A 17,763-nucleotide genomic window follows, 5' to 3' on the forward strand; every position below is an offset into this window, starting at 1 on the left:
CATTCGCAATACTCGTAATACTCATTTCCATACAAATGTTACTTCTCCCGACTTGTCTCATCGTGTAAGTAGAAACGAAATTTCATTTAGCTAATAATTCCATTCCCAACAATCTCCACTTCAACTTTTACATTCGCTTTTACTTTTTGATAATCTTCTTCCCAATTTAGTTGATCCCATGCTTTTCGGTTGTATGCCATTAATTCACGACCGATACCTAACGCATCACAATTTGCTTCTAGCAAATGTGATACTACTTCTTCTGCTTGTTTCGTGAACTGTTTACTAAGTTGTTTTGAAATATGTTTTATTTCTTTTGGAGACTGTAAACGATTTGGCGGATACTCTAAAATATCAGCCTTTGTATTTACTTGAATATCTACTACAATTTCATTGTTATTCTTTACTTTCACCTTTACTTTACGTTTTAAGTTATTGACTTTAATGGAGACGTTGGACTCCTCTTTCATCTTATTGGTTTTGATCTTTTCTGTAAGATACAGGTTACGGCCTATTTTACCAGTTAGCATCATATATATTTTTGTCTCTTCTGGCGTCATCTTCCCTGTCATTTGCTTATCATGAAATAATGCGAGGCCACTTAACTCTACTGTTTCTTCACCTTCTTTAAGTTTGACCATCGGGATTACGATACCTTTTCCAGTATCATAAATGATAGAATGAATCGACAAAGCCGTCTGTCTTGGAATGACAGAATCAATTTCGGCACTGATCAGTAAATCATTGATATGTTCACCAATATTCGTCTCTCCTACCCGCTTTTTACTTATAACGTCTAAAACCTTGCCTTCGACAATAATAATTTTAGCCCCTAATGAATTAACTGGGTTTCGATAAAACGTATCCAGTATCTCATAAATGTTCTTATGAGCTAATTCTTCACTAATTAAAATAGATTTAAGTTTATGCTGTACCGGTTCATCGGAAACACTCAAATTTAAGTTGGAAAGCGTTTCTTGTACTGACCTTCCACTTCCCTTAATGATTTCGTTTCTCTGCTCCCCTTCATCTGTACCGGATCCTTTGAATAACGTAATCGCAGCTGTTGCCAACAATTCATCATTGCTTAAACGATCAATTCCGACAATCGAAATAAACTTCGTATGCTTTAAAATTTTTTGATCCCAACAACCATTCAGAAGCAGTACGATTATAGAAAGTTTTAGTATGATACTTAATTTTTTCATTAAGCTGTCTCTCCCATTCGCTTCTTAAAAATAAATGCAATGATGAATAATAAGAGAGGGATCCCTGCAATAAAACCATATCCTAAAAAACCAATAAGTTTAGAAAATTGGTCTAGCATTTCTTGGTTTCTTGGAATTAATGAAACAATAAAAATAAGGACTGTGATATATGGGATCATCTGTTGATGCGGTTTTCGAAAAAAGTACTCTAGACCTTTGGCTCCTAAATATCCATATGTCGTTAAAGTTGTGGCAACGGAAACAATCCAAATGGACAGAAATAATAGATCAATCCGTTCGACAACCGTTAAGTTAATTGCTTTTAACATAAATAATACTGGCTCAGGAATAATGTTTAATTCCTCTGGTGAAAATGTAAGAAGTGATACAACAACTGTAAATAAATAGTATGAAGTAACAAAAAGGTTTGCGAACGTAACCGTTTTAAAAATGGATTTCCTATCTGCTTCAACTAACGGAAAGACAAACAGCAATACTTCTAATCCAACCATGGCAATAATCGATTTATCACTTCCTAACAATATGTTTTTTATACCTGATTGTCCGACCGGAAAAATATAACGAAAATCAACATATTCAAACGAAAAGATGACCAATACAACTAAGACAATTAAAAAAACTGAAACGAACATTTGAAAACGTGCAATAACTTGTATTGTTTGACTAGAAAAATAAATGACAATAATCGATCCCATTAAAAGAAAGACCCATTGTGGGGTTTCAAAGTATACCCATGTTTTTAATGTGACCGACCATAAATCGATAATGAGACTACACGTTAAAATGAAATAGATAATATAGAGAATGTTTATCCCTCGTCCTAGCCATTTGCCCACTATTTGCGGTGAAAACTCATAAAGATTGAATAGCGGAAATCTTTTACATAAGAAGTACATCAATACATAAATCAATTGGACAGCAACCCCAGCTATAATAATGGAGATCCAGCTATCACTTTTTGCAACTTGATGAACATCATACGGTAGTGACAAAATACCAACCCCGATTTGCGTAGATACAATAATAAAGAACAATTGAGCTGAGGTAATTGATGCTTTACTTCTTGCCATTCTTTTTCCACTCCATCGATTCAGATTGCTTCTTTAACACTTGTGGATGCGGTTCAAGTGGACGAGTTTTCATCATAAATACCGGCATTCGAACGATTGTATCTTTTACATCCTTCCACCTAAATGGTGCAAATGGTGCGAAATACGGAGATCCAAACGTTTCAAGTTTACAAAGGTGCATTAATAAGAACATCAAAATCAATACGATGCCTAAATAACCTAATACGGCTGCCCCTAACATTAAAGGGAAGCTAATAATTCGTAATGACACACTCATCTCATTTGAAGGAACGATAAACGAAGAGATCGCTGTTAAAGCAATGACGATGATCATCATATTCGACACTAAGCTCGCCTCCACTATCGCTGTTCCAATAACTAATCCCCCTACGACCCCAATTGTTTGTGCAATCGGACTAGGTAAACGGATGGATGCTTCTTTTAACAACTCTAAAATGGTGACCATAATGACTGCCTCAAAAAGCGGGGGAAAGGGGACATATTCTAACGAACTTTTAACAGTAAATAATAACTCAGCTGGAATGATTTCAAAATGAAACGATACAGTGGCAATATAAATGGCCGGTAAAGAAACAGCTAAAATAAAGCTAATCAACCGGAACATGCGATAAAGCGTTCCAACGTAAAAGCGACTATTATAGTCATCGGGTGATTGATAAAAGCTAAAAAATGTCACAGGCATTACAAGAGCTGATGCACTTCCATCCATCAATAGCACGACGCGTCCTTCCATTAACATGGATGCCACCCGGTCAGGTCGTTCTGTATTTAAAATTTGAGGGAAAGGTGAGAAAGGAGCATCTTCAATAAATTCTACAATATCCCCAGGCGTTTGTATGGCATCCGCTGAAATTGACTGAATTCTGTTTTCCACTTTCTGCACTAATTCATCGTTTGTTAAATTTTTAATAAACAATATCGCCAGTTTTGTTCCTGTTGCTTCCCCAATCTTTCGATATTTCGTCACTAAATTAGGGTTTTCAATCCGTTTACGAATAAGGTGTAAGTTTTTCTCAATTTCTTCTACCATTCCCTCATGGGAACCTCGTATGACTTGCTCATTTATAGGTTCTTCAATATTACGTGTAATTGATGAAGGGATGCTTAATACATTTACAATATCACTATTTTCAGTAATAAAGGCACAGCCACCTCGAATTATTTCCATTTTAACCTCGGTTAAATTATTCATCTTTTGAATATTTACAACCGAGACCGTTTCCTCTATTTTTCCTCCTTTGTTTTCTAAAATTGGCTTAATGACTTCCGTTTCTAACACTTTTTTATCAACCATTGCTTGGAGATATATAAGTATACAGCGCTTGTTATTAAATACGATTTCTTTTTTGTGTAAATCTTCGGTATGCCAAAAAGCTTCTTCAAAAAATCTTACATTCTCATACAAGCTTTCTGATGCTAAAACAGGTCGCTGATTCGTAATCTTATAAGTATGGTTATTAACGAACACAGGTTTTTGCGGTTTGAATAGCTTCCTCACCATTATTCCTCCATTTACTTAAAAGAAGCATATAAAGCCTTTGTCTAGTATTTTGTACGAAGAGGAATTAAAAAATACAAGAAATGAGTTGCTGTGAAACTTAAATAAAGTAAAAACACCCTTCCTTTCCTCATAATTTTATATAAATTTGCCTGAAATCTAGATAGGCTTCGCTAATCTAGATGAACAAAAATTGATGATTTTTATCACGACAAAAAAGTGCAGACCATAAGTCTACACTTTTTCTGAAATAGGTATTGTTACAGTTACAGTCGTTCCATGTCCTTTTTGACTTGCAATCTTCATTGATCCCCCGTGAAGTTCTATAATTTCCGATGCAATTGATAAGCCTAATCCGGCTCCTTGCTGTTGGGAAACTTGGTAAAACGACTTCGTTAAATATGGAAGATGTTTTGAATCCACACCAATCCCTTCATCCTTAATGGATAAGCTAAATTCGTTATCCGTTATGTTAGATTGAATGGAAATGCGCCCGTGCGGATTTGAAAATTTAATGGCATTATCCAAAATATTAAGGAAAACTTGCTTCATTCGATTCGGATCTACAGAAATGACTTGATCCTCCACATCAAAATCCAATCTTAACAGTTTATCTTCCGCTTTTTTGGATAATTGCATGATGACATCGTTTAATAAATGCTCAACGTTTACCTTTTCTTTTCTTAATTTTATTTTATGGTTTTGCAGACGTGAGAAATCTAGTAAGTCTTCGACCAATAATATCATCCGGTCTGTCTCTACCGATATGAGATTCAAACCATTCTCGATATCTTTTTTTGATAGTCCTTCTGGGTTCTTCAAAGTTTCAGACCAACCTTTTATTCCAGTGAGGGGTGTTCTTAATTCATGGGATATAGAAGAAATAAATTCATTCTTTAATTTTTCTGAACGAACAATTTCGTCAGCCATCGTATTTAATGTTTTCGCCAATGTGCCTAGTTCATCCGGGTAATTTTCATCCATTCGATCCTTAAAATTACCTCCAGCCATTTTAGAAGAAACGCTAATAATTTTCTCAATTGGTTTTACAATCGAATTAGCTAGTTTCAAACTAATGAAAAAAACGAGAATTGAAACAAACATTCCAATCATAACCGCAGCTATATTTAACGTTAAGAGCACTTGATTCACTTTTTTTAACGAAGTGATATAGCGTAAATAACCAACCGTTTGACCTTTCCATATTAAAGGACTATAGACTGATAATATTTTTTCTCCCGTCGTTGATTCTTCAATAAGATGAAACGAGGAATCGTTTGATTGCGATTTAATTTCCTTTACCGTTAATCCTTCTGTTGAAAACCCAGATGATGACTGAATGATACGTCCATCCCGGCTGACGACTTGGAGTGTCGCACCGGGATAATTCATCGTGTCGATAATTTCTCTCGTTACCTCACCATTCCACCCTTTTTGAAGTTGATAAAAACGCTCCTCTTGAAAGATCGATATGAGACTCGAAGCTGATTCGGCATGTCCTAAAATTGTTTTAGCAATTCCGTTATAGTAATATTGGGTCGCTGCTATTCGGAAAATCCCGATTGATAACAACTGTACGAGCAAAATGATGATCATAAATTGAAAAACGACCCGTTTTTTCATCCCGAATGTCCTTTCCAAATATAACCTCGTCCCCAAACTGTTTGTAAATACTCAGGGTCAGAAGGGTTCGTTTCAATTTTTTGACGTAGCCGTCGAATGTTCACATCGACAACTTTGTAATCGCCGACATAGTCCTTCCCCCACACATAATTCAATAGTTCATCTCGCGTAATCAGTTTGTTCGGATACTCAACAAATATCTTCATGATTAAAAACTCGGTCGGTGTAAGCGGAATAACGTTTCCGTCTTTTAACAACACTTCTTCATCAAGGGATAAGGCAATCGACTGAGAAAAGGCGTGACTGCCTTTTTTCTCAAATGAAAGCCTTCTCCAAAGCGACTGAATACGGGCTACAAGCTCCCCTACACTAAATGGTTTTACGATATAATCATCTGCACCACATGTTAATCCTTCAATTTTGTCTTCTTCTTGACCTTTCGCCGTTAGCATAATAACGCCGACTTCTGGATAGTTTTGACAAATATATTTACATACTTCAATCCCGTTAATACCTGGTAGCATAATATCTAAAAGGGCCATGTGGATTTTTTCTTTTTCCATTATTTCAATTGCTTGTTCACCTGTTTCTGCCTCATGTACATTCCATCCATGTTTTCGTATATTTAGAGATATAAAACTACGAATGGATAATTCATCTTCTAACACTAATATCGAATTCATCTCCTACACCTCTATACATTTTCAAACAATAAGTGAAAACGTTTCAATACGTCTTTTGAAACATGTTGTTTTTTTACATAAAATATGAACTCATCTGTTTCTTTTACGATTTGATATGATTGATTTTGTAAGTTTTTATCTTTGTTTTGCCAATAGATTTCCACATACCACTTCGATAAACTCCCAATTTTCACACTGTTTTCATTTTCAACGATACGAAGGGGACGATTCCATTTTTCATCGATTGTAATAAAAAATCCTTTTTCATAGTTTGCATACCGCTCATATTTTGTATGATAAGTAAGATCCGCGTTCATTTGAACATATTTCTCATAAAATGGCGTTTCCGCTAAAGAAGTGTATAATTGTCCTAATTCATTTTTCGGTTCTTCTAGCAAGCCGATTTCCACGATGTTATCTTGATTAACATCATGGGAATACACCATATACGGCTTAAATGTCACATCGTCTTTTTCTTCATCCACCCATTTTCGATAGTTATCATGTTCAAAGGTAACAATTTGCGTATAAGCCGAGTGAGCACCGACACTAGCATCAAGGAAAATCGCTTTTTTCCCTTGTTTTACTTGTCCTAATATGACATTTCCATATCCATTCACGAAAGGGTCTAACTCGATTTGATGAATCGTTTGAATACGGTTATTTTCATCCATTTGGAGCATTTCCAACCTAGCCTCTTCATTTCGAATGTGTTTGACTATGTTTACATCGACGAAACCATCCGTATTAAAATCATCAATGATCATATGTGAATAGTCTGTCTCATAAACAGATTGTAACTCTCCATCCGACTCCTCATAAATATATAATCCTTTTCCACTGGATTCAAAACTGGTCATTCCAATAACAATCTGACGTTTCCCTTTTTTTGTTAAATCTACCACATCAAAAAACTCAATATCGTACCCTTTTAATTCAGCTTGAGAAGTAAGACTCCACTCATGAAGATCTGCTTTTTTAAAAACCGCGATCGATACTGGGCTAAAGCCATCTTGTTTCCCAAAAAAGACAATCGCCTCTTCTTTTTCGTCTCCATCCAAATCAAACATATGAATCGTTTTAGGGTATTTGCTCTCTTTTGGTGTGATCATCTTCATATCAGACGGTACTGTTTCGGAAATGACTTGGAGTAAATGATCCTCTTCGACTCCTAAAGACGGCTCGTGTATTAATGCTGTTGGAGTAGCTTGAAAAGGATTACACCCCGATAAAATAACGAAAAAGAAAATAACTAAGAGGGAATTCCTCACCATAAAAATCCGCCTTTCAACACTTCTATGCTTGTTTGAAGAATATATATTAGATATTATGCCGTTCATATGGATCGTGCAATAACTCCTAAAAATGTATCGGCGTCATGTCTTCATTTAACGTTTTATATGTATAACCTTTCTCATCTAGTTTCGTCAAGAAGAGATCTAAATATTTGGCCGTCTCCACTTTTTCGTGCAATAAGACAACAGGTGATTTGTTTTGGGATTCTAGTGCTTCAATCTGGCTTATAGCATCTTTAACGTACCGTTTATCTCGATATTTCCAATCTCTACTATCGACATTCCAGTCCCACACTTTATATCCATTCTTCTCTGCTGCCTGAAAATATTCTTTCTTCATATTAGGATACGTGCCGTATGGTGTACGAATAAGAGAAGATGTAACTCCAGTTAATTCTTCTAACGTTTCTTTCGCCTTGTCCATTTCTGTCAAAACAGATTTTGCAGATCGATAAAATTTACGTTTATCATGTGTTACACCGTGTAATCCTAACGCATGTCCATCTTCTTTCATCCGCTTAACGATATCGGGATATTTTCTCATGTTTGGCTCAAGCAAAAAGTACGTTGCTTTCGCATTATGTTTAGCTAAAACATTTAAAATTTCTTCTGATACTGGGAACGGTCCATCATCAAAGGTTAAATAAATGACCTTCTCCATTTCTTTTTCATCTTGTTTTTTATTTTGATTTTCTTCGGTTGATGTTTTTTCCGTCACGTTTGTCGTTGGCTCATTTGTTGAATTCGTGTTATTGGAATTCTCCATTGTTTTTTTAGCGTTTTTTTGTTCAGCTACTTCATTTCCCTCTGCTTTTTGGTCCTCACCCCCATCACCTTTAAATTGATTTTCATCTTGTGCAACCGTTTCAGAGTTGGATATTTCTTCCTTCCGTTCTGCTTTTTGTGCTTCCTCCGAATGAATCGAATAAGCTTTCATACTACTTAACAGTACAATTAAACCGATACTTATCGAGAAAAAGTAAAGTCTTTTCTTTGATTTTCTTTTTCTGTTTTCTGACCGATTCCGCCCTTGCATTTTACGACCATCCTTTTCTATTATTTTCTACTTCGAGTATAAAAGAATAATAGAAAAGCATTGTTACAAAGAAGTAACAAAAATCAACAAATAGCAACAAAAATAAAAGAAATGAACCATATTTAAAAAAGATCTTTTGGCGATCATTTTTGTTATAAAAAAAATGAACAAAGGTTTAAAATAGAGATGGAATGAAACTTTTAAATAAATTAGGCGAAACTTGTTGCATACTTCATTCGTAAATAATAATAACAACTAAAATAGGAGTCGAATGTGAATGAAATCTGTTTTATTTTTTATTCTAAGAGGATTCGCTGCCTTGACAACCATGACATTCTCATGGCTTGTACTCTTTTTCATCGTTAATCTTCCGTTTTTACAAGCAAGTCTTTATTCTTTTTTAAGCGGAGTGGTGGTGTTTTTTTTACTTCGCATCATAGAGAAGCGGCGCTTTTTAAAAAAGAACGGTCTTTCAAGGCAGGAATTTAAGTATATTCAAGAAAATTTAATAGAAGCATCACGAAAAATGAATCGATTACAAAAAGCGCTCATCAAAGTGCGTTCAATTGATTCATGGAAAATGTTACTTGATATAAATAGAAAATCAAAACGCATTTATCACATTGTCAAAAATGAGCCAAAGCGGTTTTACCAAAGTGAGCGGTTTTTCTTTTATCATTTAGATACATGTGTTGAGCTTGCTGAAAAATATACAAAGTTGGCAGCACAACCGATAAAAGATGTAGAAATTCGTCGTTCTTTAGAAGAAACGAAAGGAATGCTTCATGAACTACACGAAAATTTAGAACAAGATTTAATCTTAGTCCTTCAACAAGATATTGAACATTTACAGTTTGAAATGGATGTAGCGAAAAAACAAATTGCGTATAGAAAAAGTGAGAGGTGATCAATATGGTTCAACAAAATAAAACGACAGAAAATACAATTGAAGATTTATTAGCCAATCCATTTGGTGAAGATGAATTGACTCCTACACCCCAGCCGGTACAAAGCGCTGAAGCACAAAAGCGGTTAATTGATGTTTTGCCGAAAGAGCATCGCGAAAAAGCAATGGAGATCGCCAAACAAATGGATCATTCGAATAGACACACAATCGTCCAATACGGGGCAAATGCTCAAACGAAGCTTTCGACGTTTTCCAATTCAATGCTTGAGCACGTTCAAAAGAAAGATATCGGTCCAATTGGTGACATTTTAATAGAGCTCATGACGAAATTAGAACAGGTAAATCCTGATGAGTTAAGTCCAGAGAAACGGAATGTTTTCTCTCGTTTTTTCGGAAAAGTTTCCAGATCCATTCAAGAAGTGTTATCCAAATATCAAAAAATTGGTGCTCAAGTTGAACGAATTACCGTACATTTAGAGAAATCGAAACGAACATTGTTAGAAGATATTAAAATGCTCGACCAGCTCTATGAACATAATAAAGAGTACTTTGATGCGCTAAATATATATATTGCCGCAGGAGAGGTAAAACTAGAAGAGCTTCATACAAAGATTATTCCTGAAGTACGAAAGAAAGCCGAGCAAACGGACAATCAAATGATGATTCAAGAAGCGAATGACTTAATGCAATTTGCCGATCGGTTAGAGAAGCGATTGCACGACTTAAAATTAAGTAGACAAATTACGATTCAAAGTGCACCGCAAATTCGAATGATTCAAAACATGAACCAAACTTTAGCTGAAAAAATTCAGTCATCGATTTTAACATCGATTCCACTTTGGAAAAATCAAATTTCGATTGCCTTAACGCTACATCGTCAAAAAGGCGCACTCGAAGCACAAAAGCAAGTAACGAAAACGACCAATGAGTTGTTATTAAAGAATGCTGACATGTTGAAGTCGAATACATTGGATACGGCGAGAGAAAATGAACGCGGAATCGTTGATATTGAAACATTAAAGAAAACGCAAGAACAGTTAATTACAACGATTCAAGAAACATTGCAAATTCAGCATGAAGGAAGAATGAAGCGAAAGCAAGCGGAACAAGAACTTATTACGATGGAGACTGAATTAAAGCAGCGGTTGTTAGAGTTAAAGGATGAATAAGGATCTTATTCATCCCGACAACCAGATAAAGACCTTAATGATACAACTTATAAAGTTTTAAAGATTTGCCACCTCTAACCCTTCTATAATTATCATATCAACGGAGTTGGAACCCTTCTGTTAGATATAGAGGTGGCTTTGCATTGTGGTTATGATTGCTCACTCATTGTAGAAGATCAGTTTTTCAGATTGTCACCAATGATAGAATTACTCCAAGCAGATTAAATGTCCGAACAATCTAGTAGAGGGCTGTATTCTCATGATCCCTTGTATGCTTTCTTTAATTCCTCAAGATCAAACTTCTTCATTTTTAGAAAAGCGTGCGTTACGCGGGCAATTTGCTCCGGTGTTCCCTTCTTCATTATCTCGTCCATCTCTCTCGGCACAATCTGCCATGACACGCCAAACTTATCTTTCAGCCAGCCGCATTGCTCAGCTTCAGGAACCGCAGAAAGCCTTTCCCAGTAGTAATCAATCTCTTCTTGTGTGTCGCAATATACCATTAATGAGATTGCCTCGTTGAAACTAAATTTATGCTCCCTATTACTGTCCATTGCTGCAAATCCTTTGGGCTTGCTGGAATTAAAATATATTTTATTCATTACCTGAAACTTTATCGAAAGGAACTTCTTCACCATTGCTAAAAGCCCTAGTATTTTCATACTCCTTATCTAAATTTACCTTAATAAAGAACTTTATGATCTAATTTCTTATTGAAATAATCATCGGTGTGTTCTTTGCTAAATCGAACGTTTTTGCTATTAACGATAGTCTCTTTAATTGAAGGATAGTGATAAGATGATAAGCCCTACAATTAATACGATAATAAGAATTCCTGTTCCTTTCCAACCTATACTTCCAATTAAATCAACAAGACTACCAATACTAGCCCTGTTAAAAGCATCATTGATATTTCCAGTCGGATTCCTTTTTATTTCTTTTTGCCTTACCCTCTCTCGTTTCCTTTCAGGATTTTTATTTTCACCTTTCATACTAATCTCCCCTAGAATTTAATTGAGCAACGTATATAGAAAGAAGACTGCTATGACAGCCCTCAGCTAATCCTTCATCTCACCCGTTACATGAACAATAATTAAAATTCAATTTAATTATTAGTGTGGTATTGAATTAGTTACAAGATAAAAAACCATAAATAGACTACAACCACCATTTCTACTTCTTTTTTGCTACAAAACATCATATTTTCAAGTCCATTTCACAAGTTCTCTTTTGCTGTAGAATATTGTTATACCAGCATTCTTAAAATAGGAAAAGGGGCATCCAAGATCGAGAAATCGACTTATTGGATATCCCCCTAACTTCAATAAATTAACATTTGAAGATTAATTTATTTCCTTTTTATATTTTGACTTGGCTTCTTTAATTAATTTTTTTACGGATTCACTATCACCACTAAACTCAAGTTCATCACCCTTAGTATTTTCTAATGAAGCTTTTCCATACACAGCACCAACTGGGACAAATGTTCCTGGATCAGAACTACTTTCATCCGTAAAAAGTACATAATGCTTTCCTTTTTTCATAAGTTCATATCCATTGAGTGAATAAGAGACCTTCTTCTTTCCATCCCCAATAGTATCGGTAGCTGCATTCTCTAATATAGGAATTATGTCATTTTTCTTTATTTCCTTACCAGAAGTGTTTTTAATTACTTTCTTAACTTGAAATTCTGAAATAGTGTATCCTCCAGCAACACCCTCGTATCCATCTTCTCCTTTTACACCATCTAGAAAAATAGTGGGCTTTTCTTTTGTAAGTTTCTTACCAACTATAATTAAAGTGGACTTATTCTCCATTTCTTCAATACTTTCAAATTCTTCATGTTTCCCATGACCATAATAAGTTTGTTCTAGAGTTTTCTTATTAGAGTCGTTGTAAACGTATATACCACCTACAGTAATTACCAAAGCTAAAGCTGTTGAAATTAAAATTCCTTTGTATTTCATTTGTAAACCTCCTTCCTAATATCTAGCACGAATCCCCGCCCAATCATCAGATACTGGATAGATGCTATCTAACCAACCTTTTTCTCCTGATACCATAATGGAAGGGACATCATCCTCATGAGCCAAACCTAATGAGTGACCTACTTCGTGTGCTGCTGTTTCTTTTTGACGATCGTCAGAAAGTTTAGAAAAATCAGCATAGAAAGTTATATTTGAATAATCACTTGTAACACATCTACATTCACTAACCTCAGCTGCATAACTATTATTATCTATTGATGATTTTTCAAATCTAATAGTAGCTTGACTTTTATTGTATTTTTGTCCATAAACCCCAATTTCCGGTGCTGGATCCCACGCAAAAACACCATGCCTAGCGTCAGTATTATACACTCCTACTGATGAGCCAATATAATAAGTTAATGCGTGGGGAGCCTTTATTTTATTACCTAAAAATCCATATGCTTGGATTGAAATCGTTGAACTAAAAAATAAAACGACCAGTAAACTTGAAAAAGCTAATCCCTTCTTCATTATATCCCCCTCGTTCATAGAATTGATAATCTACAAAATCACTAATCTAAAAAAACAAACTTTCAACCTTAAGCTATCGTTTGATTAAAACGTTGACCGTGAGATATTGTAGTTTTCCAATTTGCGCTCTTTTTTCAATTGGTGTTAATTCGTTTTCAAATAAAATTTCATCATCTTTTACAAGGTCAACTCCGCCTAATAGCTGCTCTTTTAACTGACTCTCTAAAAATGAAGCATCACGACCGAGCACACCTTTAAAAATACTCATCAACAATGGCCGATCATAAACAGCTAATTCTTTCCGAATCTTTTCAACTCCAAATTTCGGTCCAGGGAAGGCTTTCTTTAATTCAACGGATAAATTAAGGTCTACAAGTTTAATAGCCCCATCCAGTGAAAGCTTTCCAAAAACCGTTGTTAAAAGCGCTGGCCAATCATGACTGAAATTCAAGGAAGGATAGGCGATTTGTATGAGCCCTTTTCTTCCAAGCTCTGCATCTTCTTCATTTTTGTCTTCAATTTTCACCACTTCGCCTTTATGCTTTTTCAGCTGTTCTTTCTCAAGATGAGGTAAGTCTGTCCATGATCCGACGGTTAAACCGAGGGCAATCGATTCTGCTTTTTTTTCGAATTTTCCTTTTTTGTCGTACACGACATATGTTGCAATGACTTGACTCATTTCACACCATCCTTGAATTCCAGTTTTCTTACAATAAAAAAAACAAAAACCTCTTCTACATTTGCGAGAAGAGGCTGGAAAGTTTACACTTACCATCCTTATCTCTCAGCTAAATGCTGCAAGATTTAGCACCGTGCTTAACACGATCTCCCTGTTAAGTCGGTTGCCGGGCTTCGTAGGGCTAGTCCCTCCACCTGCTCTTGATAAGAATGCTTAAACTTGAAATATTTACTTGTTTCGTTTGAAATTAATTTGGATTATGACGCGATTTTTTTTAATTGTCAACCATTTTAAAAAATATTTAATCCTTGAACTCTGTTTACAGCTTCCTTAATACGTTCTTCCTCTGTCAATAAACCGACGCGGACATATCCTTCACCATATTGGCCAAATCCATGTCCTGGTGCAACCGCAACATGTGCTTTATCAAGCAAATATTTTGAAAAGCTTTCTGACGTAAAGCCTTCTGCAACAGGGAGCCAGGCAAAAAATGACCCGCTAGGCGGTGTTGCTTCCCAACCGATGTTTTGAATTGCTGTCATAAGCACTTTCCGTCTTGATTCGTATATGTGAACGAGCTCTTCTACACACGATTGCGAACTTGTAATCGCGACAGCGGCTGCTTCTTGAATGGCGCTAAATACACTAACATATAAATGATCCTGTAATAAGTTAATAGCATTTATCACACTTTTATTCCCTACGGCAAAAGCGATACGCCACCCTGCCATATTATATGTTTTCGACAATGTGTAGATTTCAATGCCAACGTCTTTCGCTCCATCTGTTTGCAAAAAGCTACGTGGCTTTTCTCCGTCAAAACCTATCGCCCCATAAGCAAAGTCATGGATGACGCAAACATTATGTTTTTCGGCAAATTGAACGGTTTCGTTAAAAAATTCCTCGGTTGCGGTCGCTCCCGTTGGGTTATTCGGATAATTTAAAAACATTAATTTAGTATTGTTTTTAATGTTTTCGGGTATCCGGTCATAATCAGGTAAATACGCATTTTCTTTCACAAGCGGCATCATTTCCATTTTCGCCTTCGCTAACGCAACACCAGACCAATAGTCAGGGTATCCAGGGTCAGGGACTAACACCGTATCTCCTTGATTTAATAAACATTGGGGAATTTCGACTAATCCAGCTTTTCCTCCAAACAAAATAGCTACTTCTTCATTTGGGTCAAGTGACACACCATACTCACGCTTATAAAATGTGCGAACAGCTTCTTTCAAAAAACGTTGACCGCGAAATGGTGAATATTTATGATAGTCAACATTTTCCACAGCGTTTTGCATCGCCTCTACAATGTGTTTTGGCGTAGGTTTGTCAGGATTACCTTGACCAAGATTAATCACATTATAACCTTGCTTCACATATTGATGAACCGTTAACGCAAGTTTGGCAAAAAACTGTTCGGGTAGTTGTTTCAAAATATTTGATTGCTCAAAATTCATAAATTACACACCTTCTCAAAAAATTCTTGAAATTCTAGTCAAACATATTATAGTGTTATTAATAACTTGTAAAGTAAGTTTTTAAAAATTGGAGTGAGAAATAGAAAAATGCGAATATCATGCCTGCAATCAGATGTTTTTTTCGGACAGCCTGAAAAAAATATTGCTCATTATGAACATCTGCTCGAGAAGGCCGTCATAAAAGACAAACCATCCGTCGTTTTATTACCGGAACTTTGGACAACTGGCTACGATTTAAAAAATTTAGATTCAATCGCCGATGATGAGGGACAAATAGCACGTACGGTGTTATCTAAATGGGCAAAACAATACGGTGTCCATATCATCGGGGGGTCCATTGCAAAAGCGACAAAAAAAGGCGTTTATAATACAACTTATGTCGTGCATAAAGATGGCATTGTCATCCATGAATATAGTAAACTGCATTTATTTCAATTGATGGATGAACATCTATATTTAACACCCGGTGAAGGAAATGGTTTATTTTCGCTAGAAGGAGAAATGTGTGCAAGCTTTATTTGTTATGATTTACGTTTTCCCGAATGGATTCGAACACATACGGCAAATGGAGCGAAAGTGATATTTTTTGTCGCTGAATGGCCACTCGCACGCACGCACCATTGGCGCTCCTTATTAATCGCCCGTGCCATTGAAAACCAATGTTATGTCGTTAGTTGTAATCGAACAGGAAGTGATCCGAACAACGTATTTGCCGGCCATTCGATGATTATCGACCCATGGGGTGACATTATTCAAGAAGGGTCTGAACAAGAAGAAATCGTTACAGGTGACATTGACATCCAAAAAGTCGATGAGGTACGAAAGCAAATTCCGATTTTTTCAGACCGGAAACCGAATTTCTACTAATTTTTCAAAACCTTAAAAATCTATTGACAAATGGATTGAAGTGTTGGTAACATCTTCAACAAGTTTACTTTTCCAAAAGCCAAACTTTATTGACTAATTTTATATCACGATTTGAACTCTTATCTAGAGTTGGCGGAGGGATTTGGCCCGATGATGCCGCAGCAACCGACCGTAATACCATTGTGAAATGGGGCGTGATATACGCTTTGTAAGGCACGGTGCTAATTCCACCAGGAAGTATTCCATTCCTGAAAGATAAGAGGTGCGAAGACATGATTCTTCGAGCCTCTTTCAAACGGAAAGAGGCTTTTCTTATGGCCATACGATAAGAAAAGCCTCCAAAAAAATCCATTCATTTGGGGGTTATCTTATGACAACAAACTATTCTACTTATGAGCCTTTAACGACGGAAACAGCTTGCGATCTTGTTCAACGTCTCGGCATCATCGAACGTACTGAAGGAGTCGAATGTACAGAAGTTGGGGACGGAAACGTAAACCTTGTGTTTCGTGTCGTGAATCATAAAATAAATCATTCTGTCATTGTAAAGCAAGCTTTGCCTTATGCAAAAGTAGTTGGCGAGAGCGGACCACTTCCATTAAAACGAGCTTCAATTGAAGCCCATGCCTTAATCCGTTTTAAAGGTGTGGCAAATGAATTTGTTCCAACTGTTTATTATTTTGACGAAAAATTAGCGGTGACGGTCATGGAAGATTTATCACATCTTGATCGTGTTCGGACAGGACTCGTTGAAGGGAAAGAATATCCTCTTCTTTCAAAGCATATTGGGGAATATTTAGGCAATACGCTCTTTCATACATCTGATTTCGCCTTACATGCTGTGAAAAAAAAGCGACTACTAAATCAGTTTTGCAATCCGGAATTGTGCAACATTACTAAAAATCTCGTCTTTACAGATCCGTTTTTTAACTATGAGACAAATGATTTTAAAGCCGAGTTATTAGATGATGTAAATGCGATACGGAAAGACGAATCACTATTATTAGAGGTTGCCCAGTTAAAGAAAAAGTTTTTAACGAATCAAGATGCACTCATTCATGGTGACCTTCATACAGGGAATATTTTTGCCAATGAGCGAGAAACGAAAGTGATTGATCCGGAGTTTGCGTTTTTTGGTCCAATAGGGTTTGATATCGGCCTATTTTTTGCGAATCTTCTGTTAAATTACATATCACGTTCAGAAGCCGGTAAGGAGTCACTATTAAATCATCTCGCTTCCACTTGGGATACATTTGTAAAAACGTATTCAGCACGTTGGAAAGAGCATCATGTTGAAACATGTTCATTTGACCATTTACACATTGTCATTGCTTCAGCCTTTGAAGATGCCATTGGTTTTAGCGGGTGTGAAATTATTCGCCGCACGATAGGTTTAGCCCAAGTTGCAGATTTAGATACTATTGAACCTTATGAATTACGAATTACTAAGAAGAAAAAAGCCTTACAGCTCGGTTCGACACTTATAAATAAGCGACGGTACATTCATACAATAGATGAACTGATCAACTCTGTTCAAAACATCGCTAGAGAAAAGGAGAAAGCGGTATGACAAACCAACATTTCACGTCAGGAAGAAGGAGTACATGAAGCTGTTTTAGGGGCTGTCCGAAAAGTAGTATGTATGCTCAGAAATTTAAAAAGGTAGACCCAAAGAATGTTGATTTTACAGCATTGTTTGGGTCT

General features: G+C 36.1%; 15 protein-coding genes, 2 pseudogenes and 2 riboswitches. Of the genes and pseudogenes, 4 read left to right on the top strand and 13 right to left on the bottom strand.

The window, feature by feature from the left end:
- Window positions 1-86: 86 nt before the first annotated feature.
- The 7 genes from MLD65_RS09955 to MLD65_RS09985 form a co-directional block, all read right to left on the bottom strand.
- A complete protein-coding gene (locus tag MLD65_RS09955) occupies window positions 87-1,208 on the bottom strand; it encodes a Ger(x)C family spore germination protein (protein WP_243291712.1) in 1,122 nt (373 codons plus the stop codon).
- Window positions 1,208-2,299, bottom strand: a complete 1,092-nt coding sequence (locus tag MLD65_RS09960; protein ID WP_243291713.1) for a GerAB/ArcD/ProY family transporter — start codon at window positions 2,297-2,299, stop codon at window positions 1,208-1,210. The genes MLD65_RS09955 and MLD65_RS09960 overlap by 1 nt, the downstream gene beginning before the upstream one ends.
- Window positions 2,286-3,821, bottom strand: a complete 1,536-nt coding sequence (locus tag MLD65_RS09965; protein WP_243291714.1) for a spore germination protein — start codon at window positions 3,819-3,821, stop codon at window positions 2,286-2,288. Before MLD65_RS09965 ends, MLD65_RS09960 begins: the two co-directional genes overlap by 14 nt.
- A 231-nt stretch (window positions 3,822-4,052) precedes the next feature.
- Window positions 4,053-5,441: a HAMP domain-containing sensor histidine kinase gene (locus tag MLD65_RS09970; RefSeq protein WP_243291715.1), complete on the bottom strand. Its 1,389-nt coding sequence runs from the start codon at window positions 5,439-5,441 to the stop codon at window positions 4,053-4,055.
- Window positions 5,438-6,124 (bottom strand): response regulator transcription factor, encoded by a 687-nt coding sequence (locus tag MLD65_RS09975; protein ID WP_243291716.1) that lies wholly within the window; start codon window positions 6,122-6,124, stop codon window positions 5,438-5,440. Before MLD65_RS09975 ends, MLD65_RS09970 begins: the two co-directional genes overlap by 4 nt.
- Before the next feature lie 11 nt (window positions 6,125-6,135).
- Window positions 6,136-7,398 carry a hypothetical protein gene (locus tag MLD65_RS09980; protein WP_243291717.1) on the bottom strand — a complete coding sequence of 421 codons (1,263 nt, stop codon included), beginning with the start codon at window positions 7,396-7,398 and terminating at the stop codon, window positions 6,136-6,138.
- Between the two features lie 85 nt (window positions 7,399-7,483).
- Window positions 7,484-8,455 carry a polysaccharide deacetylase family protein gene (locus tag MLD65_RS09985; protein WP_243291718.1) on the bottom strand — a complete coding sequence of 324 codons (972 nt, stop codon included), beginning with the start codon at window positions 8,453-8,455 and terminating at the stop codon, window positions 7,484-7,486.
- Window positions 8,456-8,732: 277 nt separating this feature from the next.
- On the opposite strand from MLD65_RS09985, the gene MLD65_RS09990 reads away from it, so the two are divergent.
- Both MLD65_RS09990 and MLD65_RS09995 read left to right on the top strand, forming a co-directional pair.
- Window positions 8,733-9,362, top strand: coding sequence for a 5-bromo-4-chloroindolyl phosphate hydrolysis family protein (locus MLD65_RS09990; RefSeq protein ID WP_243291719.1), 630 nt, complete (start codon window positions 8,733-8,735; stop codon window positions 9,360-9,362).
- Between the two features lie 5 nt (window positions 9,363-9,367).
- Window positions 9,368-10,531: a toxic anion resistance protein gene (locus MLD65_RS09995; RefSeq protein WP_243291720.1), complete on the top strand. Its 1,164-nt coding sequence runs from the start codon at window positions 9,368-9,370 to the stop codon at window positions 10,529-10,531.
- Between the two features lie 257 nt (window positions 10,532-10,788).
- Here the strand turns inward: MLD65_RS09995 and MLD65_RS10000 are convergent.
- The 6 genes and pseudogenes from MLD65_RS10000 to MLD65_RS10025 all read right to left on the bottom strand — a co-directional run.
- Window positions 10,789-11,094 (bottom strand): annotated as a pseudogene (locus tag MLD65_RS10000) (VOC family protein); the annotation flags it as partial.
- 213 nt (window positions 11,095-11,307) lie between these two features.
- Entirely contained in the window at window positions 11,308-11,523 is a 216-nt protein-coding gene (locus MLD65_RS10005) for a DUF6366 family protein (protein WP_243291721.1), read from the bottom strand.
- A gap of 351 nt (window positions 11,524-11,874) precedes the next feature.
- Entirely contained in the window at window positions 11,875-12,498 is a 624-nt protein-coding gene (locus MLD65_RS10010; protein WP_243291722.1) for a hypothetical protein, read from the bottom strand.
- A gap of 15 nt (window positions 12,499-12,513) precedes the next feature.
- A complete protein-coding gene (locus MLD65_RS10015; protein ID WP_243291723.1) occupies window positions 12,514-13,032 on the bottom strand; it encodes a matrixin family metalloprotease in 519 nt (172 codons plus the stop codon).
- 112 nt (window positions 13,033-13,144) lie between these two features.
- Window positions 13,145-13,711, bottom strand: a pseudogene (gene mtnW / locus MLD65_RS10020) (2,3-diketo-5-methylthiopentyl-1-phosphate enolase); the annotation flags it as partial.
- 95 nt (window positions 13,712-13,806) lie between these two features.
- Window positions 13,807-13,921, bottom strand: a riboswitch (SAM riboswitch).
- Between the two features lie 80 nt (window positions 13,922-14,001).
- Window positions 14,002-15,171 (bottom strand): pyridoxal phosphate-dependent aminotransferase, encoded by a 1,170-nt coding sequence (locus tag MLD65_RS10025; protein ID WP_243291724.1) that lies wholly within the window; start codon window positions 15,169-15,171, stop codon window positions 14,002-14,004.
- Between the two features lie 108 nt (window positions 15,172-15,279).
- Between MLD65_RS10025 and MLD65_RS10030 the strand changes: the two genes are divergently transcribed.
- Together MLD65_RS10030 and mtnK are read left to right on the top strand one after the other, a co-directional pair.
- Window positions 15,280-16,059 carry a carbon-nitrogen family hydrolase gene (locus tag MLD65_RS10030; RefSeq protein ID WP_243291725.1) on the top strand — a complete coding sequence of 260 codons (780 nt, stop codon included), beginning with the start codon at window positions 15,280-15,282 and terminating at the stop codon, window positions 16,057-16,059.
- A gap of 116 nt (window positions 16,060-16,175) precedes the next feature.
- Window positions 16,176-16,321, top strand: a riboswitch (SAM riboswitch).
- 108 nt (window positions 16,322-16,429) lie between these two features.
- A complete protein-coding gene (mtnK, locus tag MLD65_RS10035) occupies window positions 16,430-17,629 on the top strand; it encodes an S-methyl-5-thioribose kinase (RefSeq protein ID WP_243291726.1) in 1,200 nt (399 codons plus the stop codon).
- Window positions 17,630-17,763 lie beyond the last annotated feature (134 nt).

The sequence above is a fragment of the Bacillus sp. FJAT-47783 genome (genome assembly GCF_022808615.1).
Taxonomy (GTDB): Bacteria; Bacillota; Bacilli; order Bacillales; family Aeribacillaceae; genus Bacillus_BZ.

Coding starts and splice junctions, on each gene's coding strand:
- MLD65_RS10010 (WP_243291722.1), bottom strand. CDS start 12,498: ATGAAATACAAAGGAATTTTAATTTCAACAGCTTTAGCTTTGGTAATT.
- MLD65_RS09995 (WP_243291720.1), top strand. CDS start 9,368: ATGGTTCAACAAAATAAAACGACAGAAAATACAATTGAAGATTTATTA.
- MLD65_RS09955 (WP_243291712.1), bottom strand. CDS start 1,208: ATGAAAAAATTAAGTATCATACTAAAACTTTCTATAATCGTACTGCTT.
- MLD65_RS10005 (WP_243291721.1), bottom strand. CDS start 11,523: ATGAAAGGTGAAAATAAAAATCCTGAAAGGAAACGAGAGAGGGTAAGG.
- MLD65_RS09985 (WP_243291718.1), bottom strand. CDS start 8,455: ATGCAAGGGCGGAATCGGTCAGAAAACAGAAAAAGAAAATCAAAGAAA.
- MLD65_RS10015 (WP_243291723.1), bottom strand. CDS start 13,032: ATGAAGAAGGGATTAGCTTTTTCAAGTTTACTGGTCGTTTTATTTTTT.
- MLD65_RS09990 (WP_243291719.1), top strand. CDS start 8,733: ATGAAATCTGTTTTATTTTTTATTCTAAGAGGATTCGCTGCCTTGACA.
- MLD65_RS10025 (WP_243291724.1), bottom strand. CDS start 15,171: ATGAATTTTGAGCAATCAAATATTTTGAAACAACTACCCGAACAGTTT.
- MLD65_RS09975 (WP_243291716.1), bottom strand. CDS start 6,124: ATGAATTCGATATTAGTGTTAGAAGATGAATTATCCATTCGTAGTTTT.
- MLD65_RS09980 (WP_243291717.1), bottom strand. CDS start 7,398: ATGGTGAGGAATTCCCTCTTAGTTATTTTCTTTTTCGTTATTTTATCG.
- MLD65_RS10030 (WP_243291725.1), top strand. CDS start 15,280: ATGCGAATATCATGCCTGCAATCAGATGTTTTTTTCGGACAGCCTGAA.
- MLD65_RS09965 (WP_243291714.1), bottom strand. CDS start 3,821: ATGGTGAGGAAGCTATTCAAACCGCAAAAACCTGTGTTCGTTAATAAC.
- MLD65_RS09960 (WP_243291713.1), bottom strand. CDS start 2,299: ATGGCAAGAAGTAAAGCATCAATTACCTCAGCTCAATTGTTCTTTATT.
- MLD65_RS09970 (WP_243291715.1), bottom strand. CDS start 5,441: ATGAAAAAACGGGTCGTTTTTCAATTTATGATCATCATTTTGCTCGTA.
- mtnK (WP_243291726.1), top strand. CDS start 16,430: ATGACAACAAACTATTCTACTTATGAGCCTTTAACGACGGAAACAGCT.